Origin of the sequence: Leifsonia shinshuensis (assembly GCF_022606355.1) — a bacterium.
Classification (GTDB): Bacteria; Actinomycetota; Actinomycetes; order Actinomycetales; family Microbacteriaceae; genus Leifsonia; species Leifsonia shinshuensis_B.
This window is the reverse complement of record NZ_JAHHZQ010000003.1, coordinates 310,363-325,734: the sequence shown is the minus strand read 5'-3', so window position 1 is coordinate 325,734 and position 15,372 is coordinate 310,363. Positions and strand designations below refer to the sequence as shown.

Sequence of the window (15,372 nt, the reverse complement as noted above, 5' to 3'; positions counted from 1 at the left end):
ATCACGGATCGTATACAAAGTCGTCCCCGGTCCAGATTGAGGTCGATCGTGCTTCCCGAGCTTCTCCGGCCAACCGAGTCCGCCCCCGTGCTGGACTTCAGCGCCTTCCGCACCGCTGTATCCGAGTCGTTCGTGCCCCTCCAGGTGACGAGCGATCGGCCGGAGCCGTTCTTCGGGCGGATCCGTTCGGCCGAGGCCGACGAGATCCACGTGTCGGAGGTGAGCGCCTCGCAGCACGTCGTCGAGCGCACGCCCGAGCTCATCGCGCGGGCCGACCGCAACTACTTCAAGCTCAGCCTCATGCTGTCGGGCACCGGCATCCTCATCCAGGAGGGGCGGGAGGCCGTGCTTCGGCCCGGCGACCTCGCGGTCTACGACACCCACCGGCCGTACACGCTCGTGTTCGACGACGACTTCCGCACGATGGTGGTCATGTTCCCGAAGCATCTGATCGGGCTGCCTCCCGAGCTGGTGTCGCAGTTGACCGCCGTGCGGTTCGACGGGAGCACCGGGGTCGGCGGCATCGTCGTCCCGTTCCTGGGCCAGCTCGTCGCGAACCTCGACCAGCTCTCCGGCGCCACCGGCGCCCGGCTCGCCCACAGCGCCCTCGACCTGACGACGACGCTGTTCGCCGACCAGCTCGGCACGGCCGCCGAGCTTGCGGACCCGCATCACGCGCTGATGCAGCGCATCCGGGAGTACATCGAGGTCAACCTGTCGTCGGTGGATCTCGGCCCGACGAGGATCGCCGCCGAGCACTTCATCTCCACGCGTCACCTGCAGGGGCTGTTCCAGGAGCAGGGCACCACCGTCTCCGCGTGGATCCGGTCCCGCCGCCTGGAGCGCTGCCGCCGCGAGCTGATGGACCCGCTGTCGGCCGGCCGCTCGGTCGCGTCGGTCGCGACCCGCTGGGGATTCGTGGACGCCGCCCACTTCAGCCGCGTGTTCAAGGCGACCTACGGCGAATCCCCGTCGGAGGCGCGCGCCGCGGCGCTCGGCTGAGCAGGCTCCCGCCCCGCGCCGCTGCCCTCGGCTGAGCGCGCCTCCCGACCCGCGCCGCCCTGCGTCCACCACCCCGCACACATTCGTCACGAATCCCGACATTCGTGGCACGAATCGCGACATTCGTCACGAATCGCCGTCTACTGAGCCCGCGCACTTTCGTCACGAATACCGACATTCGTGCCACGAATCGCGACATTCGTCACGAATCGCGGTCCGCCGCGCCCGCGCACTTTCGTCACGAATCGCCGTTCACCGAGCCCGCGCACTTTCGTCACGAATCGCCGTCCTCCAAGCCCGCGCACTTTCGTCACGAATCCCGACATTCGTGGCACGAATCGCGACATTCGTCACGAATCGCGGTTCACCGAGCCCGCGCGCTTTCGTCACGAATCCCGACATTCGTGGCACGAATCCCGACATTCGTCACGAATCGCCGCTTGCGTAGGTCGCGCAGGTTCGTCACGGATGCTGAGATTCGTGACGAATCGCGACATTCGTGGCACGAATCAGGGGATTCGTGACGAATCACCGTGCGCCCGGCGCGCGCGCCCGCGGGACGAATCGCCGAGCGGGGGATGTGCCGGCGGCGCACGTCGCTTGACTGGATCGGTACGGTCGGTCCCCAGCCCCCGAACCGGGCATCGACTCGTCGGATACTGGTCGCATGTCCCCGCATGACGCCGTCGCCCACGCGCACACCTCGACGACCACCAGCCCGGTCGCCGTCAACCACCCCCTCGACGCCCTCACCGCCGACGAGATCACCGCGGGCCGCGCGATCCTGGCGGCGGCGGGGCTCGTCTCCGCGGCAACGCGCTTCCCGAACGTGCTGCCGGTCGAGCCCGAGCGGGAGGCCGTGGCCGCATTCCGCGCGGGCGACCCCGTCGAGCGCCGCCTCCTGTTCGTGCTGCTCGACACCGCCACCGGCCGCTCGGCCGAGGCGATCGTGTCGGTCACGACCGGGGAGGTCGTCGACCACCACGAGCTGAACACCGCCGAGGCGCCGTACGGGCAGCCGCAGTACCTGTTCGAGGAGTACGCCCGCGCCGAGGAGATCGCGAAGGCGTCGCCCGAGTGGCAGGCCGCGATGCGCCGCCGCGGCCTCGAGGACCGCATCGACCTGGCGTTCTGCGCCCCGCTCGCGCCCGGCCACTTCAACCGCGCCGACGAGGTCGGCCGTCGGGCCATCCGCAGCCTGACGTTCCTGCGCAGCGCCGAGGACGACTCGCCCTGGTCGCACCCCGTCGAAGGGCTCATCGTGCACATCGACCTGACCCGGGGCGAGGTGATCCGCGTCGAGGACGACGGCGACGTTCCGGTCCCCGACCTCGACGGCAACTACGACGCCGCCACGATCGGCCCGGCCCGCACCTCCCTCAAGCCCATCGAGATCACCCAGCCGGAGGGGCCGAGCTTCCACGTGGACGGCCAGGCGGTCGAGTGGGAGAACTGGAAGTTCCGGGTCGGCTTCAACGCGCGCGAGGGCCTGGTGCTCAACCAGGTGACCTTCCGCGACGGCGACGAGGACCGCTCCGTGCTCTACCGCGCGTCGGTGCCCGAGATGGTCGTGCCCTACGGCGACACCACCGCGACGCGGTTCTGGATCAGCTACTTCGACGCAGGAGAGTACCTGCTCGGCAAGAACGCCAACACGCTCGCGCTCGGCTGCGACTGCCTCGGCGTCATCCACTACTTCGACGGCGTGGTCGCCGACGACCACGGCAATCCGGTGACCATCCCGCAGGTCGTCTGCATGCACGAGGAGGACTACGGCGTGCTCTGGAAGCACACCGACCTCGCCGGCAACGCGGAGGTGCGCCGGTCACGGCGGCTGGTGGTCTCGTACTTCTCGACGATCGGCAACTACGACTACGGCTTCTTCTGGTACTTCTACCTCGACGGCACGATCCAGGTGGAGGCCAAGGCGACCGGCATCGTCTTCGCCGGCGCCGGCATCCCCGGCAGCAGCGACCCGCACGCCACCGAGATCGCGCCCGGCCTGTTCGCGCCCGTCCACCAGCACCTCTTCTGCGCGCGGCTGGATGTCGCGATCGACGGCGACCGCAACTCGCTCTCCGAGGTCGACGTGGTCGGCATCCCGACCGGGCCGGACAACCCCTACGGCAACGCGTTCACCTGGACGACGACCCCGATCGAGCGCGAGTCGGAGGCCGGCAGGCTGGCGAACCCGGCGACCTCCCGGGTCTGGGAGGTCACCAGCTTCGACCGCACGAACGCGGTCGGCAAGCCGACGGCGTTCCACCTGATCCCGCAGCCCGGCGCGACGCTGATGGCGCAGCCGGACTCCACCGTGTTCGGGCGTGCGACGTTCGCCACCAAGCACCTGTGGGCGACGCGGTTCGAGCCGGCGGAGCGCTTCCCGGCCGGCGACTACCCGAACGCCCACGCGGGAGGCGCCGGCCTGCCGGCGTGGACCGCGGCCGACCGCCCGCTGGTCGACGAGAACATCGTGCTCTGGCACGTGTTCGGCCCGACGCACATCCCACGGCCGGAGGACTGGCCGGTCATGCCCGTCGACTACTCGGGATTCGCGCTCAAGCCCTACGGCTTCCTCGACCGCAACCCTGCCCTCGACCTCCCCGACGGCGCCGCGGCGACGGCCGGCGCCACGTGCTGCGGCGGCGGGGAGTCCTGCACCTGCGGGCACTGACCACCGACCGACCCGCGCAACCCGCCGACCGACGAAGGAGCACCATGCCCGTCACGCTCTCCGACACCTCCACCTGGCTGCCGCTCGACGGGCTGGCGCCCGGCTTCGACGCCAACCGGGCGCCGCTGACCGCGGACCTCGCCGGTCGCACCGTCACGCTCGTCGACGACCGCGGCACGCGCATCGTGCACCGCTTCGCCGAGGACCGCGTGGAGTGGGAGTACGTCCCTGGCGAGGGCGATCCGATCCCGCCGACGACGGGTGCGGACGACTACGAGGCGTTCCAGGTCGACGACGGGCTGTACTTCGCGCAGTTCCATCACGAGTACGACCCGAACGAGGCCGTCTCGCTCGTCATCGACCTCGCGAACGGCCGCGCGCTGTCCGTCATCCAGGCGATCGGCGGCGACCTCCCTGGCAACACTGCCGTGAAGCAGCTGTTCGTGCCGTCACGGCTCGAGGGCGTTGAAGCCACCGGTCCCGAGCCGGCGCCCACCACCTCCCTGATCGGACGCCGCGTGATGTGGGTGTACAGCCCCGAGCACGCCTACGAGCACGTCTACCTCAGCCTGGACTGGTACACCTGGCAGTGCCTGGCCGGTCCCGAGAAGGGGCTCGCCGATACCGACGAGAACTCGGTGTGGCAGATCCGCCCGGGCATCTACGTGTTCGCTTGGCGCGAGAAGGTCATCCCGTGCGCCTCCGTCACGATCGCCGACCACCGCGACCAGCGGAACATCCGCTCGCACGGCGTGCTCTTCGGGCTCGACGAGTCGGGCGAGGTGCCGACGCACTTCACCTTCGGCGCCCACGGCCGCCTGCTGTCGAACACCGTGCACCCGGCGGCCTACGACCCCGCGGGCGCCTGAGGATGGGCACCGCCGTGGCCGCTCCCCTGGCCGACCTCATCGTCACCGGCCGCCTGTACACCGTCGACCGCGAGCACCCGCACGCCGAGGCGATGGCCGTGCGCGACGGCCGGATCCTGGCGGTCGGCACGGCGGCCGACGTCGCCGTGCACCGCGGCCCGGACACCCGCACGCTCGACCTGGGCGACGCGTTCGCGATGCCGGGGCTCATCGACGTGCACAACCATCACGCTCACGCGGGCCGGGCCGAGCTGTTCGAGCTCACGTTCCCGAACACGGCCTCCCTCGACGGGATCCTGGAGGCCGTACGCGCCTACGCAGCCACCCGGAGCCCCGAGGCGTGGATCATCGGCACCAGCTGGGGCACCGGGCTCCTCGACCAGCTGGCGCACAACACGGCTCGGCGCGCGCTCGACGACGCGGCGGGCGGGCGCCCCGTGCTCCTCACCGACGACAGCCACCACAACCGCTGGGCATCGAGTCGTGCGCTCCAGATCGCCGGAATCGACGCCTCCACGCCAGACCCCGAGCACGGCGTGATCGTGCGCGACCCGCACACCGGAGAGCCGAGCGGCGTGCTGCTGGAGGCTGCTGGTCTACTGGTCGAGAAGGTCGCGGCTCCCGCCGTCGCACTGACGGCCGAGCAGCAGCGGCGCGCCTCCGCGCGCGCGATCGAGATCCTGCACTCGTACGGCATCACCGCGTTCCAGGACGCTGCGACCTCGCTCGACCAGATGCGCGCCCTGGCGGCGCTGGACGCGCGCGGAGAGCTGCGCGCCTGGGTCGTCTCGTCGATGACGGTCAACGACCAGATCTTCGGCTACGCGGAGCTCGGGGACGAGCTGATCGCCCACCGCGCCGAGCTGACGACCTTCCATCATCGCCCGGACTTCGTCAAGATCTTCCTGGACGGCACCCCGCCCGCCCACTCGGGCGCGTTCCTGTCGCCGTATCTGCCCGCCGACGGATTCGGCGACCACTTCCACGGTTCGACGACCATGCCGGCGGACGAGCTGCTCGGCTGGCTGCGTGCGACCGCCGCCCAGGGCATCTCGGCGAAGATCCACTGCACCGGCGACGCCGCGGTGCGGATGGTGCTCGACGCGGTGGAGGCGGTGCGCGCCGACGGTCACACGGCCCCGCGCTACCAGATCGCGCACGGCCAGTTCATCGCTCCCGACGACCTCCCGCGCTTCGCGCAGCTCGGCGTCGCGGCCGACATCTCGCCGTTCCTCTGGTTCCCCGGCGTCATCGCCGACGCGCTCGGGACCGTCCGCCCCGCTGCCGAGGTGGACGGGCTGCAGCCGAACCGGTCGCTGATCGACTCAGGAGCCCTCGTCGCGGGCGGCTCCGACTGGCCCGTGAGTGAGACGCCGAACGCGTGGGAGGGCATCCAGGGCCTGGTCACGCGCGCCGACCCGTCCGGGCTGCGGCCGGGCGTGCTCGGCCCGGAGCAGGCCATCACCCTGCCGGAGGCGATCGAGGTGTTCACGCTCAACGGCGCGCGGGCGATGGGGCTCGGCGCGGTGACGGGGTCGCTCGAGCCGGGCAAGTCCGCCGACTTCGTGGTGCTCGACCGCGACCCGTTCTCCGTCCCGGTGACGGAGCTCGTCACGCTGCGGGCCCAGGCCACGTTCTTCGCCGGCGAGAAGGTGTACTCGCGCGCCTGACCCCGCTGGGCCTCGCTGCTCCCGACCGCTCCGGTCTTTCCCCTACACTTGTGGAGATTCCCGGGACGGCCCGGGGTCGAAGGGAGAACGATGCCCAAGGTGATCGACCACGACCAGCGACGATCGGACATCATCGACGTCACCTGGGGTCTCATCGTCAAGGGCGGCCTTGAGGCGGCGACGATGCGCGAGATCGCCGCGGAGGCCGGGTTTGCGAACGGTGCGCTGAAGCACTATTTCCCCGGCAAGGACGAGATCATCCAGGGCACGTACGAACGTGCGCTCGGGATGATGAGCTCGGGCGTCGAAACCGCGGTCGGCGACAAGACCGGGCTGGCGGCGCTGCGCGCGATCGTCTACGCGTCGGCCCCGACCACGGCGGAATCGATCACGGCCGGCCGGGTGCTCCTCAGCTTCTGGGAACGGGCGCTCTCGAACGAGGAGCTGCACCAGGCGTACCGCGACCACCTCGTGGCCTGGCGCGCCGGACTCCTGTCGTACCTCGCGCAGGGCCGTGCGGACGGCGACATCGTGACGGACACCCCGGACGAGCAGCTGGTGGACGAGATCGTCCTCATCAACGCCGGCGCGAACATCATGAGCCTGATCGCTCCCGACCTGTCCACGCCGGCGCTGCTGACGGCGCAGCTGGACGCGTTCTTCGCGCGGATCACCGCAGGCTGAGGCGCGCGGCTGAAGCGTCGACCGCGACGGGCGGATGTGCAACGCCGGAGGCCGGTCTTCCCGTGTCCGACCTCCGGCGTCGTGTGAGCGCGACCGGCGGTCAGACCGCGGTCGCGAGCAGGATGCGCGGGCTGCCCGGGAGTGCCACGGTGTGTTCCGCACGCCAGCCGGCGTCGGCGAGCCAGTCGCGCACGACCGACTCCTGGTACACCACCGTGCCGTCGATGTTGTAGTACTCGCCGGCGTGCAGCGCGTCGATCTTGCGCTGCTGCGGGTCGTCGTCGAGGAAGAAGTCGAGCAGCACGAGCGTGGCGCCCTCGGCCGCCGCGGCGCGCGCATTGCGGAGGATCGTGCGGTTCTGCTCGGCGTCGAAGCGGTGGATGACGTGGTTGACGAGCACGAGATCGTGTGCGCCGCCGGGCCGAGCATCGGCCGTGTCGGCCCCCTCGACGCTGGTGCGGTCGCCGAAGCCGGCGGCCTCCACGGCCTCACGCACCGGCTCGACCGACTGCGGGTCGAACACGAAGCGCACGCGCAGCGCGGGGTTGAGCTTCAGCCCCTCGACGGCGAATGCCGGGCTGAGGCCGCCGAAGTCGAGCGCGTCGCGGTACGGCGTGAAGTCGAAGTGCCGCGCCAGCATGGCCGCGTGCAGCTCGTTGTAGCGCATGACGCCGGCGAGGAACGCTCCCCAGCCGGCCTCGTCGAGCTCGAGCACGCCGGGCGCATCCGTGTCGACCGTCGCGTCGTAGCCGAGCCACTGCGGGTAGCTGGTGGCGCCGAGGAAGGCGAGGAACGGCGCCAGGTCGAGCTCGGCGCGGTCGCCGGTGAGGTAGGCGGCCGCGTCGGGCGTGAGCGCGTAGCGTCCGGCCTCGCGGGTGAGCAGCCCCTGGGCGGCCATGCTGTCGGCCAGGACGCGCGCCTGGCGCTCCGGCACGCCGGTCGCGGCGGCCAGGGCCGCGGCGTCGAGCGGTCCGTCGGAGAGGGCCGAGAACAGGCCGACGCGGCTGGCGGCGAACAGCTGCTTGGCCCCCATGAAGCCGATGGCGATGTCGACGATGGCCTCGGGGGTCGTCGTGGCGGTGGCCGTGGGGAGGTCGGTGGCGGTCGATGTGGTCACTTCGCAGCTCTTTCTGTCGGGTGTCCGGTGAAATCGGGATGACTCTACCGACTTCGCAGTTTATTTTCTACTATCATAGAAAAACCGGAGCGCGGAGTGCGCACCGGCGACCCGCGCGGTCATCCGCGCAGCCGACGAACGGACGACGATGCCCACCACGACACTGGCCCGCCGGAGCTTTCCTGCGGGCTCCTCCGCCCTCCCGCCCGTCGTGCTGCTCCACGGGTTCGCCGCCGACAGCGACGAGGATTTCGTCGCGACGGGCTGGCCGGATGCCCTCGTCGCGGCCGGCCGCAGTGTCGAGGTCGTTGATCTGCCGGGGCACGGCCGTTCGGCGGCCGTCTCGGGTGCTGCGGCCACCACCGCGGGCGTCGTGAAGGCCCTTTCGGGTGTCGTGGCGGAGCTCGACGCGGGCGGAGGCGTCGATGTCGTCGGCTACTCGCTGGGGGCGCGACTGGCCTGGGAGCTGCCCGCCGCGACCGGCCGGGTGCGCCGGTTGGTGCTGGGCGGCCTGAGCCCGTTCGAGCCCTTCGCCGCGGTCGACGTGGCTGCCGTCGCGCGCGCAGCCGGAGGCGCCGATGCGTCCGCGGACGCGCCCGCCGGCCCGCCCGCCGACCCGCTGGTCGGGATGATGGCCGCGATGGTGGCCGCGCCGGGACGGGACACCAGCTCCCTGCTCGCCCTGATGGCGGGACTCGGCTCGCAGCCGTTCGACCCGGCCGCGGGCGGCCCTGCCGTGCCGACGCTGGTCGCCGCCGGGGTCGACGACGTCATGACGACCGGGCTGGAGGCGGTCGCCGCGGCCCTGCCCGACGCCGTCTTCGTGCGCGTCCCTGGCGACCATCGGGGAGCGCTCGACTCCGCCGAGTTCCGCGACGCGGCGATCCGCTTCCTCACCTGAGCCCCGCGGGTGGCGGGGCTCCCACGATCACGCGGCCGGCCGAAAGGGGTTCCGGTCCGGCCGCGTCCCCGTCGCAGATCGAGGGGCACGTCGTTGTCGCCGTTCGCGTCCCGAAGCGACGACAACGTGCCCTTCGGCCTCCTCGATTCGCACTACGGCGCGGGCGGTGCCCACGTTCCGTCGGCGGCCACCTCCCGGTCCAGCCACAGCCCGCCGGTCGCCTCGCGGATCGCGTCGGCGCCGACCCGGTCGAGCAGGGCGAGAGCGCCCAGGTCGTCCTCCAGCTGCGACAGCCGGCTGACACCGAACAGGACGTTCGCCGTGGCCGGGTGGGCGAGAGCGAACGCGAGACCGAGCTGCGTCGGCGTCGCATCGAAGGTGGTCGCGATCCGCTCCACCTCCGGATAGGTGGCCACGATGCGCTCGCGGATGCCGCCGACGTCTGCGCCGATCTTGCGGGCGGGGGAGAGCTTCCCGGCCAGGATGCCGCCCTCGAAGACATCGGACGCCTGCAGCGCCAGTACGCCGGAGCGGAACAGCTCGCCGTAGGGAGAGCCCTCCGCCATCGACCGGCGCACCAGGCCGTACTTGAGCTGCGCGAAGGTGGGAGGGGTGAGCCCCTCCGCCTCGGCGACGGACAGGGCCGTGCGCACCGCGTCGATGGTCCAGTTGTTGACGCCCCAGCTTGTGAAGCGGCCGCTGTCGATCTGCGCCTGCACCTCGCGGACGATCCGCGGCACATCCACCTCGCCGAAGTAGTCGCCGACGACGACCAGGTCGGCCCGGTCGACGCCGACCCGGCCGAGGGAGGTCGTGAGCTGGTCGGCGAACGACTTCTGCGGGTACTCCCACAGCCAGAGCTTGCCGCACAGCAGGTAGTCGTCGCGGTCGAGCCCGGCCGCGCGCACCGCCTCGCCGAACAGGATGTCGGTTCGGGACCCCTCCGCGTGCGGGCCCATGTCGTAGTGCGCGACGTCGAAGAAGGCGGCGCCGATCTCGTGCGCGCGGTGGATGAGGGCGACGGCGTCGTCGGGGCTCATGCGGTCCCAGGTGTTCCATGAGCCCAGGGCGAACACGGGCACGGCGGGGCCGCCCGGACCGAGGGTGCGGGTGGGGACGACGGGGACGGTTCCAGCGGACACGAGGCCTCCTTGCGTTCGGCGTACTGTTTTTCTACGCTCGTATAATATAACGAGGCGTCCCGGAGCGGTGGCGCCCGCCGAGCAGAGAGGGTCCACCGTGACCGACACCCGCACCATCCTCATCACCGGCGGCGCCGGCGGCATCGGCCGCGGCATCGCGGAGGCCTTCCTCGCCGCGGGAGACCGCGTGGTCCTCGCCGACCGGGACGCCGACGCCGTCGCCGCGGCGGCCGTCGACCTCGGGCCCGGAGCCTCCGCCATCGCGCTCGACATCACGGACGAGGCCGCGGTCGCGGCGGCCGTGGAGGAGGTCGCGACCGACCACGGGACGATCGACGTCCTGGTCAACAACGCCGGCATCCTCTCGCTGCACGGGGCGCTGACCGAGCTGTCCGCCGCGGACTACGAGACGATCGTGCGCGTCAACATCCTCGGCACCTTCACCGTCACCCAGGCCGTCGCGCGTCACATGACGGCGACGGGCACGCGCGGCGCGATCGTCAACATCTCCTCCATCGGCGGACGGCAACCGACGCCAGGGATGGGCGCGTACGAGTCGAGCAAGGCCGCCGTCGACTCGCTCACCCGCTGGGCCGCGATCGAACTCGCCGGCGCCGGCATCCGCGTGAACGCGGTCGCGCCCGGCCCCGTGCTGACGCCGATGCTGCGCGCCGGGATGCCCGAGGGGTCGCCAGAGCGCGCGGCCTGGTCGTCGCGGATCCCGCTCGGCCGACTGGCCGAGGTGACCGACGTGGCACCCGCAGTGGTGTTCCTCGCGGGCGCGGAGCACATCACGGGCGTGAGCCTCCCCGTCGACGGCGGTCAGCTGCTCGCCTGACCCTGCTCCCCGGCGGTCGGGCGCGCTCCGGGACTCCCGGGCGGTCCGTCCGTGCCCCCGCTCGGGCGTCGCGCCGCCGCCCGAGCTCCGGGCTCCGGGGCCGTGCCACGCCGCGTCACAGGCGCGATGGCGGCGTGGCGCGACCCCGGCTGGTCTCCATCTCTCGCGAGGGGCGCGTAGTTGCCCCTTCGGGGCGCCGGAAGGGGCAACTACGTGCCCTTCGGTGACGAGCGCAGGGGAGCGGAGCGGCAGCAGCTGCGCGCTTGTGCCCGTCAGCGACCCGCGAGACGCGCGCGGCTGTGCGCCCGCTCGGCGAGGGGCACGTAGTTGCCCCTTCGGGGCGCCGGAAGGGGCAACTACGTGCCCTTCGGTGACGAGCGCAGGGGAGCGGAGCGGCAGCAGCTGCGCGCTTGTGCCCGCCAGCGACCCGCGAGGCGCGCGCGGATGTGCGCCCGCTCGGCGAGAGGCACGTAGTTGCCCCTTCCGGGCGCTGGAAGGGGCAACAACGTGCCCCTCGGCACCCGAAAGGGGCGGCTACGTGCCCTTCAGTCGCCTGCGGACCCGGCGCTCGGCGGGGCCAGCGGGATAGGCGGCGGGCGCGGGCGCGGCGGGCGCGCGCGGGGCGACGCGGGCGCGGCTCAGGAGGCCGTGCGCTCGTAGACGACCGCGCCGTCGACGACGGTGAGGTCGATCGACACAGCCGGCAGCTCGGCCGGCGCGAGGCGCAGCGGGTCGGCACCGAGGACGACCAGGTCGGCGGCCTTGCCCGGCTCGAGGGTGCCCTTCCACGACTCCGCGCCGTCCTGCCGGGCGGGGACCGTCGTGTACGCGTGCAGCAGCTCGCGCATCCGGGCGCGCTCCTCGCCGGGGGCGGGGGCACCCAGCCAGGCGTCGGCGTCCGCGATGCCCTGCCGCCAGTCCGGGGGGAGGATCGGCGCGTCAGAGCTCAGCGACACCGGCACGCCGGCCGCCCGTGCGGCGGCGAGCGGCCAGGCGGCGGCGGCGACGTCGTCGCCGAGCACCCCGGCCAGCCACGGCGCCGTGCGCACGGCGATTCCGGACTGCACGTTCAGGCCCATCCCGAGGCCGGCCATGCGCGCGAGGGCGGCGGGTGTGACGAGGTCGCCGTGGATGATGTAGTGGCGCAGTCCGGTCGGGACCTCCTCGAGCGCGGCCGCCACGGCCTCCACGACGGCGTCGATCGTGCGGTCGCCCGTCGCGTGGACGCCGATCTGGAGGCCGAGCCGGTTCGCCTCGCGGATCATCGCGCGCAGACCCTCCAGGCGCTCGGTGGCGTCGGCGCCCTCCACCAGCAGGCCGCCCTGGCCGCCGTCCGGGTAGCGATGCCGCGTCCAGGCCTGCTGCATCGGCGGGATCCCGTCGGCGAAGACCTTGACGCCGGCGACCCGCAGCCGCTGCGGGCGCTCGGTCTCGTGGCTCAGGGTGCGAAGACCGTCGAGCACGCCGCTCAGCGAGCTCGGCCCGTCGAGCACGCCGAACAGTGCGAGGACGGTGACGCGCGCGGTCAGAGCTCCCTCGGTCTCCAGCTCGACGTAGGCGTCGGCGACGTCCTGGCCGAAGCATCCGGTCGCGCCGCCGTCCTCTCCCGGGCCGAGGCCGGGCTCGGTGTAGCTGGTGATGCCGAGGGAGGCGATCAGCCGCCCGGCGCGGAGGATGGCCGAGCGGCGCTCCTCCCGCGTGCTCAACTGGGGAGCGGAGGCGGAGGCGTCGTGCGGGTCGGACACCGGGGCGGCCCCGGACCCTGCGCCGGAACCGGCAGCCCGATCGTCGAGCGCGCCGTGGTCGCCCGAGTACCCGGCTGACGGCGCATCGCTGTCGGGTGCACCCGAGGCGTCGCCGCCGAACACCGTCCGCGGCCACATCGCCCCGAGCCAGGCGGCGTGGAGGTGGGAGTCGTTGATCCCGGGCAGCACGGCGCGTCCGTCCAGGTCGATCACCCGCGTGCGGCGGCCGATGGTCGCCTCCACGTCGGTGCTGGTGCCCACCCGCAGGATGCGGCCCGCGCGGATCGCGACGGCTTCGCCGGTGGTCTCGGCGGCATCGAGCGTGTGGACGACGCCGCCGCGCAGCACCAGGTCGGCGGGGGCGTCGGCGCGCGCGCCGGTCCGGGTCGCGCCGGTCGGAGTGGCGTTGGCCGGGCCTGCGCCGGTCGGGGTGACGTGCACGGAGTCCTCCTTCGGGTCGGCCTCGCAGCCGACCTGGCTGTCGTCGACCTGGCTATTTTGGTCAACGTATGTAGAATAACCCACACCGACGACGAATCCGCGTCCGATCCTCTGGAGCTTTCGATGACGATCCCCAGTACCACTCGCGCCGCCGTCCTCACCGCGCACGGCGAGCCGCTCACGCTGCAGGACCTCCCGCTGCCCGCCACGCTCGAGCCGGGCGCGGCCCTGGTGCGGATCGGCTGCACCACGCTGTGCGGCACGGACATCGAGATCTGGTCGGGGAAGATGACCTTCCCGGGGATGCTGCCGATGGTGCTGGGCCACGAGATGGTCGGTGAGGTGGTCGCGGTCGGTGACGGCGCGCACGACACCCTGGGCTGGGCGCTGAAGCCGGGCGACCGGATCGGCTGGTCGGAGTCGACCTGCGGCGAGTGCTTCGGCTGCACCGTGCTGCGCGAACCGGTGCACTGCTCGCGGCGCGGCTACGGGTTCCTGCAGCGCTCCGACGTGCCGCCGTACGCGACGGCCGGGCTCGCCGATCACGCGTACGTGACCCCGGGCGCCGCCAAACTGCTGCTGCCGGACGAGGTGAAGGACACCTGGGCGTCCATGGCCGGCTGCGCCGCCAAGACCGTGCTGCGCGCGTTCCAGCGTGCGGGCGGCGTGCGACCGGGTTCACGTGTCGTCATCCAGGGTTCCGGCGCCCTCGGGATCTTCGCGACGGCGGTCGCGCACCTCTCCGGCGCCGCGACCGTCATCACGGTCGGGGCTCCCGCCGACCGCCTGGCGACGGCCCGGCGCTTCGGCGCCGACGCGGTCGTGGACATCGCCGGCGGCTCCGACGCCACCGTGCAACGGGTGCTCGAACTCACCGACGGACAGGGCGCCGACCTCGTGCTCGACGTCGCCGGCGCACCGAGCGTCGGGCCCGAGGCACTCGCGATGGCCGCCCAGCGCGGAACGTTCGCGATCGTCGGCTCAACCGGCCCCGCCGGCGACGCGGTCGCGCTCAGCACGATCATGGGCAAGGAGCTGACGGTCGTCGGCTCGCTCAACGGCGACATCGCCGACTACTACCGGGCGATCGAGTTCTTCCGCGCGTTCGCCGGCCGGATGCCGTGGGACGAGCTCTTCAGCGCCCCGGTCGGGCTGGCCGACGCGTCGCAGAAGATCGCGACGATGGCCTCCCTCGGAGAGATCAAGGCCGTCATCGACCCGCGGCTCGGCTGAGACCGCGCCCATCAGATCCCCCAGCGACGAGGAGCACCGCACCCATGACCGAACGCATCCCCACCCGCCCGATCGGAGCCTCCGGTCTGGAGACCGGCGTACTGTCGCTCGGTTCCTGGCACACGTACGACCGGATGGACTTCACCGACGCCGTCGAGCTCGTCTCCTCGGCCGTCGAGCACGGCGTGAACCTCTTCGACGTCGGTGTCTACGGGTTCAGGGGGATGCAGCCGCCGGTGTTCACCGACGTGTTGTTCTCGGCGATCGTGCGCGCCGCCGGCCTCCCGCGCGAGCGCTACCTGCTCTCCGAGAAGCTCTGGCTGGAGGGATACGGCGAGGGCGGCTTCCGCCCGCAGCTCGAGCACGCGCTGTTCCGGGTCGGAAGCGAGTATGCCGACCTGGTGATCCTCGGCGACTTGCGGCGCGACGACCTCGATCTGCGCGACCTCGTCGTCGACCTCGCCGGGCTGGCGGAGTCGGGCCTGATCCGCGCCTGGGGCGTCAACAACTGGTCGGCCGCGAATCTCCAGGCGCTCATCGACATCGCGGCGGCCGAGGGGGTGCCGGGTCCCCAGCTCGCGCAGCTCAAGTACAGCGTGGCGCGCCGCGCCATTCCGGATGGCGAGCCGTTCGCGCGGCTCTGGGAGCAGGGCCTGGCGATGCAGGCCTCCGACGTGATGGAGGGCGGGATCCTCGCCGGGAACGCAGCCCCCGGCCGCGAGGTCGGCCGCGACCCTGGCGCGATCCGCGAGCGCATCGTGGCCGAGCTGCCCGCCTTCGTCGCGCTCGCCGACGAGCTGGAGGCGACCCCGGCGCAGCTCGCCGTCGCGTTCTCGCTCACCCACCCGGCGACGGCGACCACGCTCTTCGGGGCCAGCCGCCTCGAGCAGCTGCTCGCCAACCTCGAGGCGGTCGCGCTGGTCGAGCGCGTCGGGGCCGAGACGATCCGCGCGAGGGTCGAGCCGTTCTGGGCCGACCGCGGAGTCGTGGACCCGGAGGGGCCGTGACGTCCCACCCCCTCCACCCGCGTGGACCACTCCCGCCCCATCCCGAACC

Annotated in this window: 12 protein-coding genes; 9 read left to right on the top strand and 3 right to left on the bottom strand. The window is 72.3% G+C overall.

From position 1 onward, the window contains the following. Positions 1–48: 48 nt before the first annotated feature. The 5 genes from KNO15_RS13020 to KNO15_RS13000 all read left to right on the top strand — a co-directional run bounded on the left by KNO15_RS13020 (position 49) and on the right by KNO15_RS13000 (position 6,899). Entirely contained in the window at positions 49–1,002 is a 954-nt protein-coding gene (locus KNO15_RS13020) for a helix-turn-helix domain-containing protein (protein WP_241704160.1), read from the top strand. Positions 1,003–1,669: 667 nt separating this feature from the next. Further along, positions 1,670–3,676 carry a primary-amine oxidase gene (locus KNO15_RS13015; protein WP_241704159.1) on the top strand — a complete coding sequence of 669 codons (2,007 nt, stop codon included), beginning with the start codon at positions 1,670–1,672 and terminating at the stop codon, positions 3,674–3,676. Between the two features lie 44 nt (positions 3,677–3,720). Next, the gene (locus tag KNO15_RS13010) at positions 3,721–4,545 is read left to right on the top strand and encodes a molybdenum cofactor biosynthesis F family protein (RefSeq protein ID WP_241704158.1); all 825 of its coding nucleotides are present in this window, start codon (positions 3,721–3,723) and stop codon (positions 4,543–4,545) included. A 14-nt stretch (positions 4,546–4,559) separates the two neighbouring features. Beyond that, complete coding sequence (locus KNO15_RS13005) at positions 4,560–6,215, top strand: amidohydrolase (RefSeq protein WP_241704157.1); 1,656 nt, start codon at positions 4,560–4,562, stop codon at positions 6,213–6,215. Between the two features lie 90 nt (positions 6,216–6,305). Further along, complete coding sequence (locus tag KNO15_RS13000) at positions 6,306–6,899, top strand: TetR/AcrR family transcriptional regulator (protein WP_241704156.1); 594 nt, start codon at positions 6,306–6,308, stop codon at positions 6,897–6,899. 100 nt (positions 6,900–6,999) lie between these two features. Here the strand turns inward: KNO15_RS13000 and KNO15_RS12995 are convergent, their stop codons facing one another. After that, the gene (locus KNO15_RS12995; RefSeq protein WP_241704155.1) at positions 7,000–8,016 is read right to left on the bottom strand and encodes a methyltransferase family protein; all 1,017 of its coding nucleotides are present in this window, start codon (positions 8,014–8,016) and stop codon (positions 7,000–7,002) included. A gap of 148 nt (positions 8,017–8,164) precedes the next feature. On the opposite strand from KNO15_RS12995, the gene KNO15_RS12990 reads away from it, so the two are divergent. Then, positions 8,165–8,917 carry an alpha/beta fold hydrolase gene (locus KNO15_RS12990; RefSeq protein WP_241704154.1) on the top strand — a complete coding sequence of 251 codons (753 nt, stop codon included), beginning with the start codon at positions 8,165–8,167 and terminating at the stop codon, positions 8,915–8,917. Between the two features lie 152 nt (positions 8,918–9,069). Here the strand turns inward: KNO15_RS12990 and KNO15_RS12985 are convergent, their stop codons facing one another. Next, positions 9,070–10,059 (bottom strand): aldo/keto reductase, encoded by a 990-nt coding sequence (locus KNO15_RS12985; protein ID WP_241704153.1) that lies wholly within the window; start codon positions 10,057–10,059, stop codon positions 9,070–9,072. A gap of 97 nt (positions 10,060–10,156) precedes the next feature. On the opposite strand from KNO15_RS12985, the gene KNO15_RS12980 reads away from it, so the two are divergent. Further along, positions 10,157–10,897: an SDR family NAD(P)-dependent oxidoreductase gene (locus tag KNO15_RS12980; RefSeq protein WP_241704152.1), complete on the top strand. Its 741-nt coding sequence runs from the start codon at positions 10,157–10,159 to the stop codon at positions 10,895–10,897. A gap of 638 nt (positions 10,898–11,535) precedes the next feature. On the opposite strand, the gene KNO15_RS12975 is transcribed toward KNO15_RS12980, so the two are convergent. Then, complete coding sequence (locus KNO15_RS12975) at positions 11,536–13,083, bottom strand: amidohydrolase (protein ID WP_308220441.1); 1,548 nt, start codon at positions 13,081–13,083, stop codon at positions 11,536–11,538. 123 nt (positions 13,084–13,206) lie between these two features. Here KNO15_RS12975 and KNO15_RS12970 point away from each other — a divergent pair, with 123 nt between their 5' ends. Further along, on the top strand, positions 13,207–14,316 hold the full coding sequence (locus KNO15_RS12970; RefSeq protein ID WP_241704151.1) for a zinc-binding dehydrogenase: 1,110 nt from the start codon (positions 13,207–13,209) through the stop codon (positions 14,314–14,316). Positions 14,317–14,360: 44 nt separating this feature from the next. Then, positions 14,361–15,323 (top strand): aldo/keto reductase, encoded by a 963-nt coding sequence (locus KNO15_RS12965; protein ID WP_241704150.1) that lies wholly within the window; start codon positions 14,361–14,363, stop codon positions 15,321–15,323. Positions 15,324–15,372: the final 49 nt, after the last annotated feature.

Coding starts and splice junctions, on each gene's coding strand:
- KNO15_RS13015 (WP_241704159.1), top strand. CDS start 1,670: ATGTCCCCGCATGACGCCGTCGCCCACGCGCACACCTCGACGACCACC.
- KNO15_RS13010 (WP_241704158.1), top strand. CDS start 3,721: ATGCCCGTCACGCTCTCCGACACCTCCACCTGGCTGCCGCTCGACGGG.
- KNO15_RS13000 (WP_241704156.1), top strand. CDS start 6,306: ATGCCCAAGGTGATCGACCACGACCAGCGACGATCGGACATCATCGAC.
- KNO15_RS12990 (WP_241704154.1), top strand. CDS start 8,165: ATGCCCACCACGACACTGGCCCGCCGGAGCTTTCCTGCGGGCTCCTCC.
- KNO15_RS12970 (WP_241704151.1), top strand. CDS start 13,207: ATGACGATCCCCAGTACCACTCGCGCCGCCGTCCTCACCGCGCACGGC.
- KNO15_RS12965 (WP_241704150.1), top strand. CDS start 14,361: ATGACCGAACGCATCCCCACCCGCCCGATCGGAGCCTCCGGTCTGGAG.